Here is an 18,083-nt window from a genome sequence, read left to right on the forward strand (position 1 = left end):
GCATAAATCAGGCCGCAGCCATCTGTTTTACCTGCATCGTCAGATGCTTGCCATTGTGGCCGGTGATTAAGACCGGGACAAGCGCGCGGGCCTTCAGGCCGGCGGCATCGACGAGCGTGAAGTTTTGTGTGTGGGCGAGCCCGTTGTTTTCGACCAGGATCGTCTGCTCGCTGCCGACCATGCCTGCGAGGTGGCGGGCGTAGAGCGTTGCGCCAACCGCGCGCAGACGCGCGGCGCGATCCTTGACGAGCGCCCGATCGAGCTGTGGCATACGTGCTGCCGGCGTTCCAGGACGCGGGCTATAGGGAAAGACGTGCAGATGGGCGATGCCGCAATCCTCGGCGAGCTTCGTCGCATTCTCAAACATCTCCTCGGTCTCCGTCGGGAAACCGGCGATCATGTCGGCGCCAAGACTGATCTCGGGCCGCAGCCGGCGGACTTCATCCGTAAAGGCGCGGGCGTCGGCGCTTGAGTGGCGGCGTTTCATGCGCTTCAGGATCAGGTCGTCGCCATGCTGCAGCGACAGGTGCAGATGCGGCATGAAGCGCGCCTCGTCGGCGATCAGGTCGAAGAGATGTTTGTCGGCCTCGATGCCGTCGATCGAGGAAAGGCGCAGGCGGAGGATCTCCGGCACCTGCTTCAAAAGCGTCTTGGCAAGCAGGCCGAGCGTCGGGGCACCCGGTAGGTCGGCGCCGTAGCTGGTCGCGTCGACGCCGGTGAGCACGATCTCGCAGTAGCCTGTTTCAACGAGCTTGCGCGCCTGGTCGACCACTGCACCCATCGGCACGGAGCGGGAATTGCCGCGGCCATAGGGGATGATGCAGAAGGTGCAGCGATGATCGCAGCCGTTCTGGACCTGGATGAAGGCGCGCACGTGGCCGTCGATATGCTTGACCATCTGCGGTGCCGTCGCACGCACGCTCATGATATCGTTGACGCGCAGTTTCTCTTCCGCCGAAACGCCGAAATCGGGCAGCGAACGATAGGATGCGCTTTTCAGCTTCTCCTCGTTGCCGAGCACGGCGTCGACCTCAGCCATTTCGGCAAAGGTCTGCTTTTCCGTCTGCGCGGCGCAGCCGGTGACGATGATACGGGCATGCGGATTGTCGCGGCGGGCACGGCGGATCGCCTGGCGCGCCTGGCGCACGGCCTCGCCGGTGACGGCGCAGGTGTTGACGAGGATGGCGTTGTTCAGCCCCGCCTTCTCGGCTTCGGCCCGCATCACTTCGGATTCGTAGGTATTGAGACGGCAGCCGAAGGTTATGACCTCGACGCCGCTCAAAGCGCCCGCGCTCCGCTGCCCGCGCTCTCCGCCTCGTCGCGCTGCCAGGTGCCGGTGGTCGGGTTCAGCGTGCCGGACCATTCCCATTCGGCCGGGCCGGTCATGATCACGTGATCGTCGCGCTCGCGCCATTCGATCGTCAGCGGCCCGCCGGGCACGTTGACGATGACATTGCGGTCGGTGCGTTCGGTACGGGCGGCGCTGACGGCGGCGGCGCAGGCGGCCGAGCCGCAGGCAAGCGTCAGCCCGGCGCCGCGCTCCCAGGTCCGAAGATCCAGTTCGCCGCGCGAAAGGACACGGGCAATCGAGATGTTGGCGCGCTCGGGGAAGATCGGATGGTTTTCGAGCAACGGGCCGAAGCGCTCGAGATCGTAGGACCAGACGTCGTTGTCGACCCAAAAGATCGCGTGCGGATTACCCATCGAGGCGACCGACGGCGAATGCAGCACGGGATTGTCGATCGGGCCGATCTGCAGCTCGATGCGGCGCGTGTCGTGGAATTCCTCGGAAAGCGGGATTTCGTTCCAGGCAAAGCGCGGGGTTCCCATGTCGACGGATATGGTGCCGTCGTCGTGTTCCTTGGCTTCGAGCAGGCCGGCGACCGTATGAAAGAGGAAGGCCTTCTTGCCGGTTTCGGCGGCGAGCGCCTGGACGACGCAGCGCGTGCCGTTGCCACAGGCCTGGGCCATGGAGCCATCGGAATTGACGATGTCGATCCAGGCATCGGTGCCGGTGGCCTTCGGGTCGTGGATCGCCATGATCTGGTCGAAGGCAGTTGCTGCGTCGGCATTGAGCGCGATCGCGGCTGCCGGCGTCACCCGATCTTTCCGACCGCGCATGTCGACGACGAGGATCTTGTTTCCAAGCCCGTTCATTCTGGCGAATTGCACGTTGTCGGTCATGTAGCGATGGTCCAAACCGGCCCGCGTCAAGCAGGGCACCCTTCATTCGGGCTGTATATGGCGGAAAAGCCCGGAAATTACCAGTGCCGCCTTCATTCCGCGGCGGATGCAGCGGCAGGCACGTCGAAGACCTCGCCGGGGCGCAGCGGCCGGAAGCGGGCGCGGGCGATACCGGCCGCATCAAGCGCCCGTTCCAGCGCCAGCCGCGGCTCGTCGACGCCCTCGTCGGTCAGGCGGAACGTGCCCCAGTGGTGGCCGGCGACATGGGTGGCGGCGCAATCGATCATCCCGCGCACTGCCTCTTCCGGATTCTGGTGCTGGTCCTGCATAAACCAGCGCGGTTCGTAGGAACCGAACGGCAGGTTGGCGAGGCGGAACGGCCCGTGTTTTTCGCGGGCGGCCCGATAATTTATGCCGTCGTGAAAGCCGGTGTCGCCGACATGGTAGATCTTGCCTGCCGGAGTCTCCAGAACGAAGGCGGCCCAGAGCGCCATGCGGCGGTCGCGCGAGCCGCGGGCCGACCAGTGATGGCAGGGCTCCGCATGGATCACGATGTCATCACCGCAATCGACCCGGTCGTTCCAGTCGACCACGGTTATCTCGGCATCGGGAACGGCGTGGCGGATGATCGTGTCGTTACCGAGCGGGGTGATGATCCGGGGCGCGTGCTCCTCCTGCAGTGCGGCCAGCGTTTCGACATCGAGATGGTCGTAGTGGTTGTGGGTGACGAGCACGATGTCGATCGGCGGCAGATCGTCGAGCTCGATGCCGGGGGCGTTGTAGCGCTGCGGTCCGGCAAAGGCGAAAGGGCTGGCGCGACGCGCCCAGACGGGGTCGGTGAGAATGTTCACGCCGTGCACCTGGACGAGCAACGTCGCGTGGCCGACCATCGTCACGCGCAGGCGTTCGCCTTCGACGCTGAGTTCGGGTTTCACTTGCTCGAACGGACTTGGATTGTGCGCCGGCCAGCGTGCCTTGCCACCAGCGAACTGCCAGCGCAGCAAATCAGCCATGCCCTTGGGCGGCCTGCCGCCGGGATTGAAGAAGCGCGTCCCGTCGAAATGGTCGGAGACGGGGCCTCGATAGTATGGGTTCTGCGATTTCTTCATCCCGAGCCTTTCGGCATGTCTGTGATTGCATGAGATGGTGCGCCGGCGCATCCGATGGAAGATCGGGCTTTAACAAATTCTTGAAAACAGCAACTGGATTGCTATCGTGCTTTGATGCTCGTTCGATTCGACCCGCATGAACGCCTCTACAAGACCCTTCGGCTGGTCCGCTCCGTCCATCTCAATATGCAACGAGCGTCGGAGCATATGCTCGATGGCGCAGGTATATCCGTGGCGGAGCGCGCGGTTCTCGAACTTTTTTACGAAGTGCAGCTGACTGTGCCGGACGCGGCGCGACGCCTGTCGATGAAACGGCAGTTCGTGCTGCGCATCGTCACCGGGCTGATGGACAAGCAATTGCTGGAACGGCAGCCGAATCCGGAGCACCGACGCGCCTATCTTTGCGTCCCGACTGCCGCCGGACGCGATCTGTTCGAGGAAATCCATCGCCGCGAAGTCGAGATGCTGCACGCCTTGCTCGGCGATATCAATCAGACCGAAGTGGTGGCTACGCTCCGGGTGATGACGCGGGTGGCGACGGCCTTTGAGCAGCTGGCGGGCGAACTGGATGCAGCCGTCGAGGGCGAGGCGGTCTGAGCCAAAACGCCGTCATTGCCCTGCCGTCCTTGACTTTTGCCGCGCTTTCCTGTTTATCCGCCGCAATTCCTTCGCAAGCTCAAGTCTTCGAAGCCGCCGACCGGGTCCCGTAAAGGTGTAAAGAGAACCCGGAGGTCAACATCCGACAGCGCGTTGCGCCCTCGGGTGGTTTTTGGCTTTGCGCCTTGTTTTCTGCGCGAAGGAACCCACGTTTCCGGCGAGTTGATCGCCACCGGAAACCAGAAGGAAGTGAGAATGTTCGAGAGCCTCCAGGACCGCCTTGGTTCCATATTGAATGGACTGACCGGCCGCGGCGCATTGTCGGAAGCCGATGTTTCCGCTGCGCTTCGCGAGGTTCGCCGTGCGCTGCTCGAAGCCGACGTCGCGCTCGACGTCGTGCGCTCCTTCACTGAAAAGGTTCGCGAAAAGGCCGTCGGCGCCGAAATCCTGAAATCGATCAAGCCTGGCCAGATGGTCGTCAAGATCGTCCATGATCAGCTGATCGAGATGCTCGGCTCCGAGGGAGTCACCATCGACCTCAACGCGCCGGCGCCGGTTGTCATCATGATGGTCGGTCTGCAGGGCTCGGGTAAGACGACCACCACCGGCAAGATCGCCAGCCGGATGAAGACGCGGGACAAGAAAAAGGTCCTGATGGCTTCGCTCGACACGCGCCGCCCGGCTGCCCAGGAGCAGCTGCGTCAGCTCGGCGTGCAGACCGGCGTCGATACGCTGCCCGTTATTACCGGCCAGTCGCCGACCGATATCGCCGCGCGCGCGGTCCAGGCCGCCAAGCTCGGCGGTCATGACGTCGTCATCCTCGATACCGCCGGCCGTACCCATATCGACGAGCCGCTGATGATCGAGATGGCGGAGATCAAGCGGAAGTCCAATCCGCATGAAATCCTGCTCGTCGCCGATGCGCTGACCGGTCAGGACGCCGTCAATCTTGCCCGCAGCTTCGACGAACGCGTCGGCATCACCGGCCTGGTGCTCACCCGTATGGACGGTGACGGCCGAGGCGGTGCAGCGCTGTCGATGCGTGCCGTCACCGGCAAGCCGATCAAGCTCATCGGTGTCGGCGAAAAGATGGGCGAACTTGAAGAGTTCCATCCGCGCCGTGTTGCCGACCGCATTCTCGGCATGGGCGACATTGTCTCGCTGGTCGAAAAGGCGGCCGAGAACATCGACGCCGAAAAAGCGGCCGCCATGGCCGCCAAGATGGCCAAGGGCAAGTTCGACCTCAACGACCTCGCCGACCAGCTTGGCCAGATGCAGAAGATGGGCGGCATGGGCGGTATCATGGGCCTGATGCCCGGCATGGCCGGCATGAAGGACAAGATGGCCGCCGCCGGTCTCGACGATAAGCTGTTCGGACGCCAGATCGCCATCATCTCCTCGATGACCAAGGCCGAGCGCGCCAATCCGGACCTGCTCAAGCATTCGCGCAAGAAGCGCATTGCCGCCGGTTCCGGCACCGATGCCGCCGACATCAACAAGCTTCTGAAGATGCACCGCCAGATGGCGGACATGATGAAGATGATGGGTGGCAAGGGCAAAGGCGGCATGATGAAGCAGATGATGGGCGGCCTTGCCAACAAGATGGGGCTTGGTGGCCTCGGCGGCGGCGGTGTGCCCGACCTGTCGAAGCTCGACCCGAAGCAGCTCGAAGCGCTGCAGAAGCAGGCGGAAGCAGCCGGCCTCAAGCCGGGCGGCATGCCGGGTCTTGGCGGCGGTGGCCTGCCGGGTCTCGGCGGCGCCAAGCTTCCGGGCCTCGGTGGCGGTTTCCCCGGCCTTCCCGGCCTGCCGAAGAAGAAGTGAGGATCGGTGAGAGATGATTGATCCCGAAATCAAACAGGAATTGGCGGGTTACCGGCAGTCGATCGACAACATCGATGCCGCACTCGTCCACATGCTGGCCGAACGCTTCCGCTGCACCCAGGCAGTCGGCGTTCTCAAGGCCAAGCATGATCTGCCGCCGGCCGACCCGGCGCGCGAAGAATACCAGATCGAACGCCTGCGCCGCCTGGCCAAGGATGCCAATCTGGATCCGGATTTCGCCGAGAAGTTCCTGAACTTCATCATCAAGGAAGTCATCCGGCATCATGAAGCCATCGCCGCCGATCGCTCGCACAACGCGGGCAACGCCGGCACAAACCATTCCGCTTGAACGAAGCGGTCAAGAAAGCCTGCAAGGAGTAATTGAAATGGCACTGAAAATTCGTCTCGCCCGTGGCGGTTCCAAGAAGCGTCCGTACTACCAGATCGTCGTTGCTGACGCCCGCAGCCCGCGTGACGGCCGCTTCCTCGAGAAGATCGGCTCCTGGAACCCGATGCTCGGCAAGGACGACGAAAAGCGCGTCGAGCTCGACGCCGAGCGCATCGCTCACTGGATCGCCCAGGGCGCCCAGCCGACCGACCGCGTTCTGCGCTTCCTCGACCAGGCTGGCCTCGCAAAGCGTCCGGCTCGCAGCAACCCGACCAAGGCTGTTCCGGGCAAGAAGGCTCAGGAGCGCGCTGCTGAAGCCAAGCAGAAGGCTGAAGACGCCGCTGCTGCCGCTGCAGAAGCTGCCGCAGAATAATAGCCGGCAAATGGTTTGAAGCAGGATGCACGGGCTTCCGTCCGCGTCCACTTCCAACCTGTCGTGACTTTAAGGAAACGGGTGGCATTTCCATGCCGCCCGTTTTCCGTTATGTGCACCCTGAACTCCCGAAATGGACGCGGACGATGAGCAAACTCGAAAACCCGGTTCTGATGGCGACGATCGGCGCGGCGCAAGGCTTGCGCGGCGAGGTCAGGGTCAAATCCTTTACCGACGACCCGACGGCGCTCGGCGACTACGGCAATTTGCACAGCGCCGACGGACGTGTTTTCGAGGTGCTGGAAATCCGCGAGGCGAAGAACGTCGTCATCGTGCGCTTCCGTGGTGTCAACGATCGCAACGCCGCCGAGGCGCTCAATGGTCTTGAGCTGTTCATCGAGCGGGACAACCTGCCCGACGACGACCTCGACGAGGACGAGTTCTTCTATGCCGATCTCGAAGGGCTGGAAGCGATCGACGGCAATGGCACCAGCTATGGCAAGGTTAGCGGCGTTTTCGATTTCGGCGCCGGCGATCTTCTGGAGCTGAAAGGTCCGGGCCGGCGCCCGGTGCTGATCCCCTTCACCGAATGGTCGGTTCTGGAGATCGATCTGGAAGCGGGCAAGCTGCTGGTCGATCCGGTCGCGGCAGGCCTTTCCGAGGACAAGGACCAGGATTCGGGCAATCCGTTTTCCGCCAAGCGCAAGTGAGCGATGCGGCGATGACTTTTCGCGCGACTGTCCTGACGCTCTATCCCGAAATGTTTCCGGGCCATCTCGGCGCGTCCCTTTCGGGTAAGGCGCTGGAGCGCGGCCAATGGTCGATCGAGCCGGTGCAGATCCGCGATTTCGCCGAGGACAAGCACCGCACCGTCGACGACACGCCGGCCGGCGGCGGAGCCGGCATGGTGCTGAAGCCGGACGTGCTCGCCCGCGCGATCGACCATGTCTCTGAGGGCGACGACCGTCCACGCCTGTTGATGAGCCCGCGCGGTCGGCCGCTGACGCAAGAGCGGGTGCGTGAGCTCGCGGCCGGGCCTGGCGTCGTCATCGTCTGCGGACGCTTCGAAGGCGTCGACCAGCGGGTGATCGATGCCCGCGGCCTCGAAGAGGTTTCCATAGGCGACTATATTCTTTCGGGCGGCGAGCCGGCGGCGCTGACACTGCTCGATGCCGTGGTGCGCATCCTGCCGGGTGTCATGGGCAATGAGCTTTCAGGCGTGCATGAGAGCTTCGAAGGCGGCCTGCTCGAACATCCGCACTACACCCGCCCGCAGATCTTCGAGGGCCGCGAGATCCCGGCGGTGCTGACCTCGGGCAATCACGGCGCCATTGCCAAGTGGCGCGAGGCAGAGGCGCGGCGTCTGACGGCCGAGCGCAGGCCCGATCTTCTCGATCAGCCCGTGAAGAAATAATAGGCGGCAAGCAGCAGGCCGACGGCGACCACCAGCGCGCGAATGACGGCCTGCGGTACCCTCCGGGCCGCCCAGACGCCGCTGTAGCCGCCAAGTGCTGCCCCCGGCACCATGATCGCCGCATGCAGCCAGGAGACGACGCCGCCGGCGGCGAAGACGACGATGGCGATTGCCGCAATCACGATCGAGATGAAGTTCTTGAGCGCGTTCAGCCGGTGATAGCCACCACCGGTCGCCAGCCCCAGCACCGCCAGCATCATGATGCCCATGCCGGCGCCGAAGAAGCCGCCATAGATGGAGGTGACGAACTGGGCGCCGATGCCGGCCGGATTGATCGCATGCTCGTCGACGCGCGCCTTGGGCTTCAAGAGCGGCCCGGCGGCGAAGATCGCCGTCGCCGCCAGCAGCAACCAGGGCACCAGCGCGCGGAAGGAGGCGTTGGAAAGCGAGATGAGAAGCAGTGCGCCGGCAAGGCCGCCGAGCGCCGAGATCACGCCGAGCAGGATGGCATAGCGCTTGTCGGCGCGGATCTCCTTGGCATAGGCGAGCGCCGAGGTGATGTAGCCCGGGAGCTGGATGATCGAGGAGGTCGCGTTGGCCACGATCGGCGAGAGGCCGCCAAGCGTCATCGCCCCGAAGGTCAGGAACGTTCCGCCGCCGGCGATGGCATTGACGACGCCGGACAGGAAGCCGGCCGCAAACAGCATGAGCACTTCAAAGATATGCATGGTCTCCCCCGACCCACCACGCTCGGGATAGCCGGTGGCAGGGATGGCCGCAAGCCCGTCCGCTCGGACAATCGAGCATGCATCCATCCGGGTTTTCTGATAGAAAGGCGTTTCTTGCCGCGGATCGCCGAGAAAATATGGCTTCCGGGGATGACAAGGCGGATCGATTGGTGTATGTGCCGGCCCGGTTCGGGTTCTGTGCCCGTCGACCAAAACAAAGAATGGCGAATCCGCTCCTGCCGGTTTCCGGCAAGACCTGAAGGCAAGCCCGACAGGTTCATCGAGAGCGCTCTGGCTGTTTCAGAAGAACTTGAAAGGTTAAACCGATGAACATCATCCAGCAGCTGGAAGCCGAACAGGCCGCCAAGATTGCCGCCAAGCGCACGCTCCCCGAATTCTCCGCCGGCGACACGCTGCGCGTCAACGTCCGCGTTGTCGAAGGCAGCCGTACCCGCGTTCAGGCCTATGAAGGCGTCTGCATCGCTCGTTCGGGCGGCGGCATCAACGAAAGCTTCACCGTTCGCAAGATCTCCTACGGCGAAGGCGTCGAGCGCGTATTCCCGGTTTACTCTCCGCTCGTCGAAAGCGTCGAAGTTGTTCGCCGCGGTAAGGTCCGTCGCGCCAAGCTCTACTACCTGCGCGATCGTCGCGGCAAGTCGGCTCGTATCGTCGAGAACACCGGTACGCGCGCCCGCAAGCTGAACGACGCCGAGCGCCAGGCCGTTGCCGAGGAAAAGGCACGCATCGAAGCTGAAAAGATCGCAGCAGCTCAGGCTCTCGCCGCCGAAAAGGCAGCAGCCGAAGCAGCAGAAGCCAAGGCCGCTGCAGAAGCCGCCGAAGCCAAGGCAGCAGAAGCTGCAGCGGAATAAGATTTCAATCCATTCGGATTGTTGGAAAGGCGGCGTCAGGCCGCCTTTCTTTTTTGGTACTATGCGCTTGTCTTTCCGACGGAATTTGTGACATTTTCCGCTGCCACACTTTTCGGGAGCCCTCCAATGACAATCCGTCGCCACGTGCTTGCGGGCATCGCAGCTGCACTTGCCGTTCCTTTCGCATTTTCTGCACCGGCTGTTGCCAGCGATCTGCCCGATCTCGGCGGCAAGACGGTTGTCGTCGTCACGGAGAACGCCTACCCGCCGCTGCAGTTCGTCGACCCCAAGACCGGCGAGGCCAAAGGCTGGGAATACGACGCCATGAACGAGATCGCCAAGCGGTTGAATTTCAAGGTCGAATACCAGAACACCAGCTGGGACGCGATGATCCAGGCAGTGCATGACGGCCAGTACCAGATCGGCATGACCGGCATCACCATCAAGGACGACCGCAAGGAGAAGGTCGACTTCTCGGACCCCTACATGCGCTCGCAGCAGTTCATGCTGGTGCGCAGCGATGAAAACCGTTTCAACGACGGCAAGAGTTTCGGCGCCTTTGCCGACGGTCTCGTCGGCGCACAGCCGGGCACCTCGCCGTTCTACACCGCCGTCTACGAAATGCTCGACGGCAACGAGCAGAACCCACGCATCAAGCTGTTCGAGACCTTCGGTGCGACTGTCCAGGCGCTGAAGGCCGGCGACGTCGACGTGGTTCTGACCGACAGCGTCGCCGCCAAGGGTTATGTCGATTCCTCCGAAGGCAAGCTCAAGGTCGTCGGCGGTCCGCTCGGCACCGAGGATTTCGGCTTCATCTTCCCGAAGGGCTCGGACCTCGTCGCTCCGGTCAACGCCGCGATCAAGGCGCTGAAGGAAGACGGCACCTTCGATGCCCTCGATAAGAAGTGGTTCCTCGAATACAAAATGGGCGGCTGATCCGAGGCTATGGCCGCTCCGCAATCTCCTGACATGTCCGGCAAGGGCGACTATCCCTGGTGGTTGGTCGCCCTTCTTGTGATCGCGGTGGCGCTTGCCGCCGTGATCGTCAGCAATGACATCTTCTCCGAGGTCTTCACCGTCGTCTTCAAAGGCCTTGGCGTCACCGTCTTCGTAACGCTCATGGGCTTTGTGCTGGCGACGACGCTCGGCCTCGGTATTGCGCTGATGGCGCTGTCCGAGCACTCGTCGCTCCGGCAGATCGCGCGCTTCTACACCGAGATCATCCGCGGTGTGCCGATCCTTGTGCTTCTCTTCTATATCGCCTTCGTCGGGGCGCCGGCGCTTGTCGTCGCCGCCAATTTCATCTGCGCGCCGTTGATCGGCGCCGGCTGGATGGAACCCTTCGTCGTGCGCGACATATCGCTGATGTGGCGGGCGATCATCGCCTTGATGATCGGCTATTCCGCCTTCATTGCCGAAGTGTTCCGGGCCGGCATCCTCTCGGTCGACAAGGGACAGATCGAGGCGGCCAAGGCGCTCGGGCTCTCGCGCTACCAGCGCTTTCGCCTGGTCGTCTTTCCGCAGGCAATCCGGGTGATCCTGCCGCCTCTTGGCAACGACTTCATCGCCATGGTCAAGGATTCCTCGCTCGTCTCGGTGCTCGGCGTCGCCGACATTACGCAGATGGGCAAGGTCTATGCTTCCGGTTCCTTTCGCTTCTTCGAGACCTATTCGATCGTCGCCTATGTCTATCTGGTGCTGACCATCGGTCTGTCGCTGGGATTGCGGGGTCTGGAGCGGCGGCTGCGGCGCGCGGAGGCCCGCTGAGCGCGATCACGCCAATTGCCGACCTGTCAAAAAATTGATATGAACGCGCTCATGGAATCCAAATTCGGATGTCGCGAACAGAAAATCGTCGTGCTGCAGGATCACAAGCGCCTGCCGGCACGCTTCTTTGCGCGCGTCCACGGGGCGCTCACAAGCCGCCTATCCTGATCTGCTGATCAGTGTTTCCGGCCGCCCTGCCGCCGGCTTTCCCTACCTTTTGAAAAACTCGATGGATATACCGCCATGAGCGCACCGCGTACCCTCTATGACAAAATCTGGGACGACCACCTGGTCAACGAACAGGAAGACGGCACCTGTCTTCTCTACATCGACCGTCACCTCGTTCACGAAGTGACGAGCCCGCAGGCCTTCGAAGGCCTGCGCATGGCCGGCCGCCAGGTCCGCGCCCCGGAAAAGACGCTTGCCGTCGTCGACCACAACGTTCCGACCTCGCCTGACCGCCACCTCGGCATCAAGAACGAGGAAAGCCGCATCCAGGTCGAGGCGCTGGCCAAGAACGCCGCCGAGTTCGGCGTCGAATACTACTCCGAGAACGACAAGCGCCAGGGCATCGTGCACATCGTCGGCCCGGAGCAGGGCTTCACCCTGCCGGGCATGACCATCGTCTGCGGTGACAGCCACACTTCGACGCACGGCGCCTTCGGTTCGCTGGCGCACGGCATCGGCACGTCCGAGGTCGAGCACGTGCTCGCCACCCAGACGCTGATCCAGAAGAAGGCGAAGAACATGCTGGTGCGCGTCGACGGCCAGCTTCCGCCCGGCGTCACCGCCAAGGACATCATCCTCGCCATCATCGGCGAGATCGGCACGGCCGGCGGTACCGGCCACGTGATCGAATTTGCCGGCGAAGCGATCCGCTCGCTGTCGATGGAAGGTCGCATGACCATCTGCAACATGACGATCGAAGGCGGCGCCCGCGCCGGCCTGATCGCGCCGGACGAGACGACGTTTGCCTATATCAAGGACAAGCCGCGCGCGCCGAAGGGCAAGGCCTGGGACATGGCGCTCGACTACTGGAAGACGCTGCACACGGACGAGGGCGCCCATTATGATCGCGTCGTCGTGCTCGATGCTGCCAACCTGCCGCCGATCGTTTCCTGGGGTTCCTCTCCGGAAGACGTGATTTCGGTTCAGGGTATCGTTCCCAACCCGGACGAGATCCAGGAAGAAACCAAGCGCGCCTCCAAGTGGCGTGCGCTCGACTATATGGGCCTGAAGCCGGGTACCAAGATCACCGACATCGGTATCGACCGCGTCTTCATCGGCTCCTGCACCAACGGCCGCATCGAGGACCTGCGTGAAGTTGCCAAGGTGGTGGAAGGCCGCAAGGTTGCTTCGACGGTTTCGGCAATGATCGTTCCGGGCTCGGGCCTCGTCAAGGAACAGGCGGAAGCCGAAGGCCTCGACAAGATCTTCAAGGAAGCCGGCTTCGACTGGCGCGAGCCGGGCTGCTCCATGTGCCTGGCGATGAACGACGACCGGCTGAAGCCGGGCGAGCGTTGCGCGTCCACGTCGAACCGCAACTTCGAGGGACGTCAGGGCTTCAAGGGGCGCACGCATCTGGTCTCGCCGGCAATGGCGGCGGCCGCTGCGGTTTCGGGTCACTTCGTCGACATCCGCGAATGGAAATAAGCCGGATTTGAGCTTTTCCGGCGCAAATGGCCGCCCTTCGGGGCGGCCTTTTTTGTTTGTCCGCACGTCAGCGCTCCGCGCGGATCGGCGAATTGCGCTAAGCTGCCTGCTCACAAGTCTACAGCGCCGGGCGTCTTATCAGACGCGCAAAGGTCGCTGTAGCACTTTGAATTGCTGCATGTTTTTGTCCTTAAATCGGCTACGATTAAAGGAAACATGCAGTAGGAACGGTTGGCCGAAGGGCGTTTGGGAGGACGACGGATGAGCGACGATCTGCCTGTACAAAGCTACTGCCTGATGCTGTTGCGCCATGCCAAGTCCGCCTGGCCGGATGGTGTTGCCGACATCAATCGTCCGCTCGGCGAGCGCGGCCGCAAGGCGGCGCCGCTGATGGGAAAGTACATAGCCCGGCATAAGCTCGTGCCGGATCTTGCACTGGTTTCGACCGCCAAGCGCGCGCAAGAGACCTGGCAATTGGTGGCGTCCGCCCTGTCGTCCGAGGTCGCGGTCGAGAATACCCGTGCGATCTACGAGGTGGGCGCCTCGCAGATCCTGAGCGTTCTGCGCGCGACGGATCCGGCTGTCAGGACTTTGCTGATCGTCGGCCATAATCCCGGCATGGAAGATCTGGCGCACGAACTCGTCGGCTCCGGCGATGCGGATCTGCGCATACGCATGGCGGACAAGTTTCCGACGGCCGCCCTTGCGGTGCTCGAGTTCGAAGCTGTGGGCTGGCGTGAGCTTATGCCCGGCGGCGCCAAACTCGCGCGTTTTGTGACCCCGCGCTCGCTCGACTGAGTTGTTTGCAGGCCTGGATCAAAGCACCCGCACGACGGTGCCGCGCCGCATATGAGGCATCAGCCGCGACATGGCGGGCAGGCTGACCGCGACGCAGCCCTGCGTCGGTTCATAACCCGGCCGGATCAGGTGGAAGAAGATCGCCGAACCGGCATTTCGACGGCGTGCGAGGAGGTTCCAGTCCATCACCAGGCAGATGTCGTAGAGCCCGTCTTCGCGCATCATCTCTTCGTGGCTCGGTGAGAAAGGTGCCATGACCGGACGATTGTATTGGGCGTGACCTGGGGCGTCGCACCAGAGCATGTCCTTGCGCGTCGCTCGCGTCGGCAGTGGTGTCGGCGGCAGAAAGAGACGATCGCGCCTGACATAGCCGCCGATCACCTTCATGGCGGCACGCGGCGTCGCGCCGTCGCCTTCACGCTTCAGGCTGGTAATGCCGCTTCGTCCGATCGCCGCCTGCTCGACGCGGCCATCGAAACACACCAGGGCCCGCTTTCGATCGCGCGGCGCCGGGCGGACTGTGATGATGGACTTGGCTGGTCTTTTTCCCGACGTTTTCTTGCGCATCATTCTCACGGATTTTTGCTTTGCCCGTGATTTGGGCGGCACCATAAGCACGGTTGCAGGTATAAGGACTTACCGACGCTGGCTCGCTTGCCAACACGGGCATTTGAGCTAGTTTGAAAACGGAAGCAAACAGGAATTGTCCCATGGCGACCCGTACCATTCTTCTTGTCGATGACGACAATGACCTGCGCGAAACATTGGTCGAGCAACTCTCGCTCTACGAAGAGTTCGATCTCATCCAGGAAGCGACCGCCGGCAAGGGCATCCAGACCGCGCGGGCGCAGCAGGTGGACCTCTTGATCATGGATGTCGGCTTGCCCGACATGGATGGCCGCGAGGCGGTGAAGCTTCTGCGCAAGGGCGGCTTCAAGGCGCCGATCATCATGCTGACCGGGCACGACACCGATTCGGATACGATCCTCGGTCTCGAGGCCGGCGCCAACGACTATGTCACGAAGCCGTTCCGCTTCGCCGTGCTGCTTGCCCGTATCCGTGCGCAGTTGCGCCAGCATGAACAGAGCGAGGATGCGACCTTCAGCGTCGGGCCCTATACGTTCAAGCCCAGCCAGAAGCTGCTGACGCTGGAAAACGGCCAGAAGATCCGCCTCACCGAGAAGGAAGCGGCGATCATCCGCTACCTCTACCGCGCCGACCAGAAAGTGGTGACGCGCGACGTGCTGCTCGAAGAGGTCTGGGGCTACAATTCCGGCGTCACGACACACACGCTCGAAACCCACGTCTACCGGCTGCGCCAGAAAATCGAGCGGGACCCTTCCAATGCCGAGATTTTGGTGACAGAGAACGGCGGCTACAAGATCGTACCGTAGCCGGGGTGGGGAAGGTGCGAAGCGGTTTGCCGCCCGAATCCTGCTCCATGTCATCTAGACTGATCGTGCGCGATCCGGCTCGCTTGGGGTCGGGTGCCGTGATTTCGGGAGGTTAGCCGTTTGGCGCTCAACGACGATATCGTGCTTCTGTCCAACGTGCCGCTGTTTGCCGATATCAGCGAGGACAAGCTGAGGCTGATCGCCTTCGGCGCGGAACGACGCCGCATATTCAAGGGGCAAGAGCTGTTTCGCGAAGGGGCGCCCGCGGATTGCGCCTATGCGATTGCGAGTGGCAGCCTGTCCTTGTCGAAGGTTGGCGTCGATGGTTCCGAGGCGACGGTCTCGACGGTCGGCCGCGGGGCGCTGCTGTCGGAACTGGCGCTGATCTCGATGGTCGAACGCAAGTTCACGGCGACCGCCGAGGAAGACAGCGAAGTCATCCGCATCAACCGGCCGCTCTTCCGCCGCATGCTGGAAGAGTACCCGGAAGTGGCAGAGCTCGTCGAAGCGCGCATCCGCGAGAATCTGCAGGCGATGATCCGCCGGGCCGGCGCGCTCGCCGGCCGCTTTGCTTGAAGTAAGTAACGGCTTCCGGGCGCTACCACCGATACTTCAGCGAACCGAGCACCGTGCGGCCCTGCCCGAAATAGCAATAGCCATCGGTGCAGACCTCTTCGCGGCGATCGCCGAGATTGGTGGCGCTGACGGCGAGCGACAGCCCGTCGAGGTCGGGGTTCTTGACGCCGAAGTCGTAGGCGATCGAGGCGTCGAAATAGACGGCACCACCGTTCTTGGCGGTATTGGCATCGGATGTGTAGGAGCTTGATGCCAGGCGCACCCCGCCGCCGAGGCTCAAGCCTGCTAGCTGCATGTCGTCGGGCAGCAGATAGTTGACCCACAGCGATGCGACATGGCGCGGCTTCGTCGACGGCACGTTGCCGATCAGCGACGGGTCGACATTCCCGGTGATTTCGGCGTCGTTGTAGGTGTAGGCGGCGATGACGCTCAGGCCGTTGTCGAACTCCCGGCGCCCTTCCACCTCGAAGCCATTGGTCGTCACTTCGCCTGTCGATTTGTAGTAGTAGCCGACAGGAAGGGACGCGTCCGATACATATTGCGGAGCGCCGGTTTCGACGATCCGGTAGTAGGCCGCACTCAACGAGTAGGCCTCGCCCTCGGGCTGGTATTTCACGCCAAGCTCGATCTGCTCGCCGGTCGTCGGATCGAGCACGGTGCCGTCGGCCGAAAGTTCGGTGCGCGGCACGAAGGAGGTGCTGTAGCTGGCATAGGGCGCGATGCCGTTGTCGAAGAGATAGAGAAGGCCCGCCTGGCCGGTGAGTTCGCCATCATCCTTGCGGTCGACGACGCCGGTGTTCTTGTTGGTGCTGGTCTGGTCGACCCAGTCATGGCGAAGGCCGCCGACGGCGCGCCAGTTGCCGAACTCCGCCTGGTCCTGGACATAGATGCCGGTCTGCCGGAGATCACGACCGCTGAAGCTGGTGAGCGCAGGCGTCGGGCCGCTGATCCCAAAGATGGGGTTGTTGAGATCGAAACGATAGGCCGGATCGACGGCACCGAAGCCGAGACCGAAATCGGAGGTGATCCAGGTATAGTCGAGGCCGGTCAGGAGCGTGTGCGAGACTGCGCCGGTGTCGAAGGCGGCCTCGAGCTGATTGTCGATCTGGTAGGCACGCTGGTCGTCCTTGATCGCGACGGGCGAGCGATCGAAGACGTCGGGTGCCACCTCGGTCCCGAACTGCAGGTAACGGGCCTTCAGGTCGAGATCGCTGACGCGGCCGTGCTGGCGGAAGGTCAGGCCGTTGTCGAAGTCGTGCTCGAACTTGTAGCCGGCCTGATACTGCCGAACCTTCTGGTAGTCGTGGTCCGGGTCGCTGTAGCGCAGCAGCCGGCCATCATGTTCGAGCACCCGCGGGCTGGCATCGCTCTCGCCCTGCTGCCCGAGGCCATAGACGGTCAGCGACGTGCCCTCGTCCGGCTTCCAGGTAAAGGAAGGCTGCAGCAGGTAGCGGTCGTCGGCGACGTCGTAGTTGGTCTCGCCGTTCCTCAGGAGCCCGACGATGCGATAGAGAAAATCGCCGTCGGCCGTTGCCGGCCCGCCGACGTCGAAGGCGGCCTGGGTGCGTCCGATCGTGCCATATTGCAGCTCGACCTCGCGGTGCGTCTCCTCCTCAGGCATCTTCGATATGCGATTGACGATGCCGCCGACGCCGGCCGCGCCGTACATGACCGAGACCGGACCCTTGAGGATCTCGATTCGTTCGAGGCCGTAGACCTCCGTCGGAAAGGTTCCGTAGTTCATGTAGGGCTGGCGCAGGCCATCGCGGAAGTCGCCGGTCGTCGTCGTCTCGAAGCCGCGGATGTAGATCTGGTCGAAGCGCGGATCGAAGCCGAAGGCGCCGGTCGTGACGCCGGCGGCGTAACGCGTCGCCTGGATCATGTCCTGCACGCCGCGCTCTTCGAGTTCCTTGCGCGTGACCACCGAGACGGAGCGGGGCGTTTCGATCAGCGGCGTATCGGTCTTCAGCGCCGAAACGTTGCGCGTCGGCACGATTGTGTCGTTATCCTCAGCGATCGTCGCGGCTGTCTTGCCGGCCGTCACCTCGATTTTTTCCAGCCGTGTCGTCTTCTGGCTTTCGGTCGATTGCGCAGAGGCCGCAGTCGACGAAAGGAATACGGCGGCAGCGCTTGCAGCCAGGACGGTGGTTGCGGAGAGCGCGCGGCGCGACGCGCGCATGACGTGGATCGGCAAGGTCTTTCGCATGTCTGGCCCTCTTGCGGGCGCACGAAAGCCCTCCGGCGAAGGCCAGAGCAAAGCGCCCCAATATCCGAGCGAGATGAGGAAAAGTGCGTGCGGTTTTCCGCCCGCATCTCGCTCTCATTTCTGAGAATCGATCACGTTTATGATTGTGGGTCGAACGACCCACAATCATCGTGATCTAGTGAAAACGACGGCTGATCTGCCGTCGG

19 protein-coding genes are annotated in these 18,083 nt (G+C 63.0%); 13 read left to right on the forward strand and 6 right to left on the reverse strand.

The features are described from left to right. Nucleotides 1-7: 7 nt before the first annotated feature. The 3 genes from mtaB to ACTJKE_RS03175 all read right to left on the reverse strand — a co-directional run bounded on the left by mtaB (nucleotide 8) and on the right by ACTJKE_RS03175 (nucleotide 3,293). Nucleotides 8-1,282: a tRNA (N(6)-L-threonylcarbamoyladenosine(37)-C(2))-methylthiotransferase MtaB gene (gene mtaB, locus ACTJKE_RS03165; protein ID WP_112995654.1), complete on the reverse strand. Its 1,275-nt coding sequence runs from the start codon at nucleotides 1,280-1,282 to the stop codon at nucleotides 8-10. After that, nucleotides 1,279-2,184 carry a diaminopimelate epimerase gene (dapF, locus tag ACTJKE_RS03170; protein WP_058321794.1) on the reverse strand — a complete coding sequence of 302 codons (906 nt, stop codon included), beginning with the start codon at nucleotides 2,182-2,184 and terminating at the stop codon, nucleotides 1,279-1,281. Before dapF ends, mtaB begins: the two co-directional genes overlap by 4 nt. Before the next feature lie 92 nt (nucleotides 2,185-2,276). Next, on the reverse strand, nucleotides 2,277-3,293 hold the full coding sequence (locus ACTJKE_RS03175) for an MBL fold metallo-hydrolase (RefSeq protein ID WP_112995655.1): 1,017 nt from the start codon (nucleotides 3,291-3,293) through the stop codon (nucleotides 2,277-2,279). 207 nt (nucleotides 3,294-3,500) lie between these two features. Between ACTJKE_RS03175 and ACTJKE_RS03180 the strand changes: the two genes are divergently transcribed. The 6 genes from ACTJKE_RS03180 (at nucleotide 3,501) to trmD (ending at nucleotide 7,886) form a co-directional block, all read left to right on the forward strand. Then, entirely contained in the window at nucleotides 3,501-3,890 is a 390-nt protein-coding gene (locus ACTJKE_RS03180) for a MarR family winged helix-turn-helix transcriptional regulator (protein ID WP_255571351.1), read from the forward strand. Between the two features lie 255 nt (nucleotides 3,891-4,145). Next, on the forward strand, nucleotides 4,146-5,711 hold the full coding sequence (ffh, locus tag ACTJKE_RS03185) for a signal recognition particle protein (RefSeq protein WP_093233080.1): 1,566 nt from the start codon (nucleotides 4,146-4,148) through the stop codon (nucleotides 5,709-5,711). A gap of 13 nt (nucleotides 5,712-5,724) precedes the next feature. Next, nucleotides 5,725-6,060: a chorismate mutase gene (locus ACTJKE_RS03190; RefSeq protein WP_065374094.1), complete on the forward strand. Its 336-nt coding sequence runs from the start codon at nucleotides 5,725-5,727 to the stop codon at nucleotides 6,058-6,060. Between the two features lie 37 nt (nucleotides 6,061-6,097). Continuing rightward, on the forward strand, nucleotides 6,098-6,472 hold the full coding sequence (gene rpsP / locus ACTJKE_RS03195; protein ID WP_057254922.1) for a 30S ribosomal protein S16: 375 nt from the start codon (nucleotides 6,098-6,100) through the stop codon (nucleotides 6,470-6,472). Between the two features lie 146 nt (nucleotides 6,473-6,618). After that, the gene (rimM, locus tag ACTJKE_RS03200) at nucleotides 6,619-7,182 is read left to right on the forward strand and encodes a ribosome maturation factor RimM (protein WP_065374096.1); all 564 of its coding nucleotides are present in this window, start codon (nucleotides 6,619-6,621) and stop codon (nucleotides 7,180-7,182) included. An 11-nt stretch (nucleotides 7,183-7,193) separates the two neighbouring features. Then, the gene (gene trmD, locus ACTJKE_RS03205; RefSeq protein WP_058321797.1) at nucleotides 7,194-7,886 is read left to right on the forward strand and encodes a tRNA (guanosine(37)-N1)-methyltransferase TrmD; all 693 of its coding nucleotides are present in this window, start codon (nucleotides 7,194-7,196) and stop codon (nucleotides 7,884-7,886) included. Here the strand turns inward: trmD and ACTJKE_RS03210 are convergent. Continuing rightward, entirely contained in the window at nucleotides 7,868-8,614 is a 747-nt protein-coding gene (locus ACTJKE_RS03210) for a sulfite exporter TauE/SafE family protein (protein ID WP_112995715.1), read from the reverse strand. The two genes, trmD and ACTJKE_RS03210, sit on opposite strands and share 19 nt — an antisense overlap. Nucleotides 8,615-8,940: 326 nt before the next feature. On the opposite strand from ACTJKE_RS03210, the gene rplS reads away from it, so the two are divergent. From rplS to ACTJKE_RS03235, 5 genes are all read left to right on the forward strand, one after another. Then, nucleotides 8,941-9,483, forward strand: a complete 543-nt coding sequence (gene rplS / locus ACTJKE_RS03215) for a 50S ribosomal protein L19 (protein ID WP_057254924.1) — start codon at nucleotides 8,941-8,943, stop codon at nucleotides 9,481-9,483. 126 nt (nucleotides 9,484-9,609) lie between these two features. Then, nucleotides 9,610-10,419 (forward strand): basic amino acid ABC transporter substrate-binding protein, encoded by an 810-nt coding sequence (locus ACTJKE_RS03220; RefSeq protein WP_057254925.1) that lies wholly within the window; start codon nucleotides 9,610-9,612, stop codon nucleotides 10,417-10,419. Between the two features lie 9 nt (nucleotides 10,420-10,428). Then, the gene (locus ACTJKE_RS03225; protein WP_110878749.1) at nucleotides 10,429-11,250 is read left to right on the forward strand and encodes an amino acid ABC transporter permease; all 822 of its coding nucleotides are present in this window, start codon (nucleotides 10,429-10,431) and stop codon (nucleotides 11,248-11,250) included. Between the two features lie 243 nt (nucleotides 11,251-11,493). Beyond that, entirely contained in the window at nucleotides 11,494-12,903 is a 1,410-nt protein-coding gene (leuC, locus tag ACTJKE_RS03230; protein WP_057254927.1) for a 3-isopropylmalate dehydratase large subunit, read from the forward strand. A 261-nt stretch (nucleotides 12,904-13,164) separates the two neighbouring features. After that, nucleotides 13,165-13,701 carry a SixA phosphatase family protein gene (locus ACTJKE_RS03235; protein WP_057254928.1) on the forward strand — a complete coding sequence of 179 codons (537 nt, stop codon included), beginning with the start codon at nucleotides 13,165-13,167 and terminating at the stop codon, nucleotides 13,699-13,701. An 18-nt stretch (nucleotides 13,702-13,719) separates the two neighbouring features. Here ACTJKE_RS03235 and ACTJKE_RS03240 read toward each other — a convergent pair whose 3' ends face one another. After that, a complete protein-coding gene (locus ACTJKE_RS03240; protein ID WP_110878750.1) occupies nucleotides 13,720-14,268 on the reverse strand; it encodes a L,D-transpeptidase family protein in 549 nt (182 codons plus the stop codon). Nucleotides 14,269-14,411: 143 nt separating this feature from the next. Between ACTJKE_RS03240 and ACTJKE_RS03245 the strand changes: the two genes are divergently transcribed. Beyond that, nucleotides 14,412-15,095 carry a response regulator transcription factor gene (locus tag ACTJKE_RS03245; RefSeq protein ID WP_034802783.1) on the forward strand — a complete coding sequence of 228 codons (684 nt, stop codon included), beginning with the start codon at nucleotides 14,412-14,414 and terminating at the stop codon, nucleotides 15,093-15,095. 120 nt (nucleotides 15,096-15,215) lie between these two features. After that, nucleotides 15,216-15,671: a cyclic nucleotide-binding domain-containing protein gene (locus ACTJKE_RS03250; protein ID WP_112995657.1), complete on the forward strand. Its 456-nt coding sequence runs from the start codon at nucleotides 15,216-15,218 to the stop codon at nucleotides 15,669-15,671. Nucleotides 15,672-15,693: 22 nt separating this feature from the next. On the opposite strand, the gene ACTJKE_RS03255 is transcribed toward ACTJKE_RS03250, so the two are convergent. Continuing rightward, a complete protein-coding gene (locus tag ACTJKE_RS03255) occupies nucleotides 15,694-17,877 on the reverse strand; it encodes a TonB-dependent siderophore receptor (RefSeq protein ID WP_113736953.1) in 2,184 nt (727 codons plus the stop codon). Nucleotides 17,878-18,083 lie beyond the last annotated feature (206 nt).

Source organism: Ensifer sp. 22521 (assembly GCF_052044795.1).
In the GTDB taxonomy this organism is placed as follows: domain Bacteria; phylum Pseudomonadota; class Alphaproteobacteria; order Rhizobiales; family Rhizobiaceae; genus Ensifer.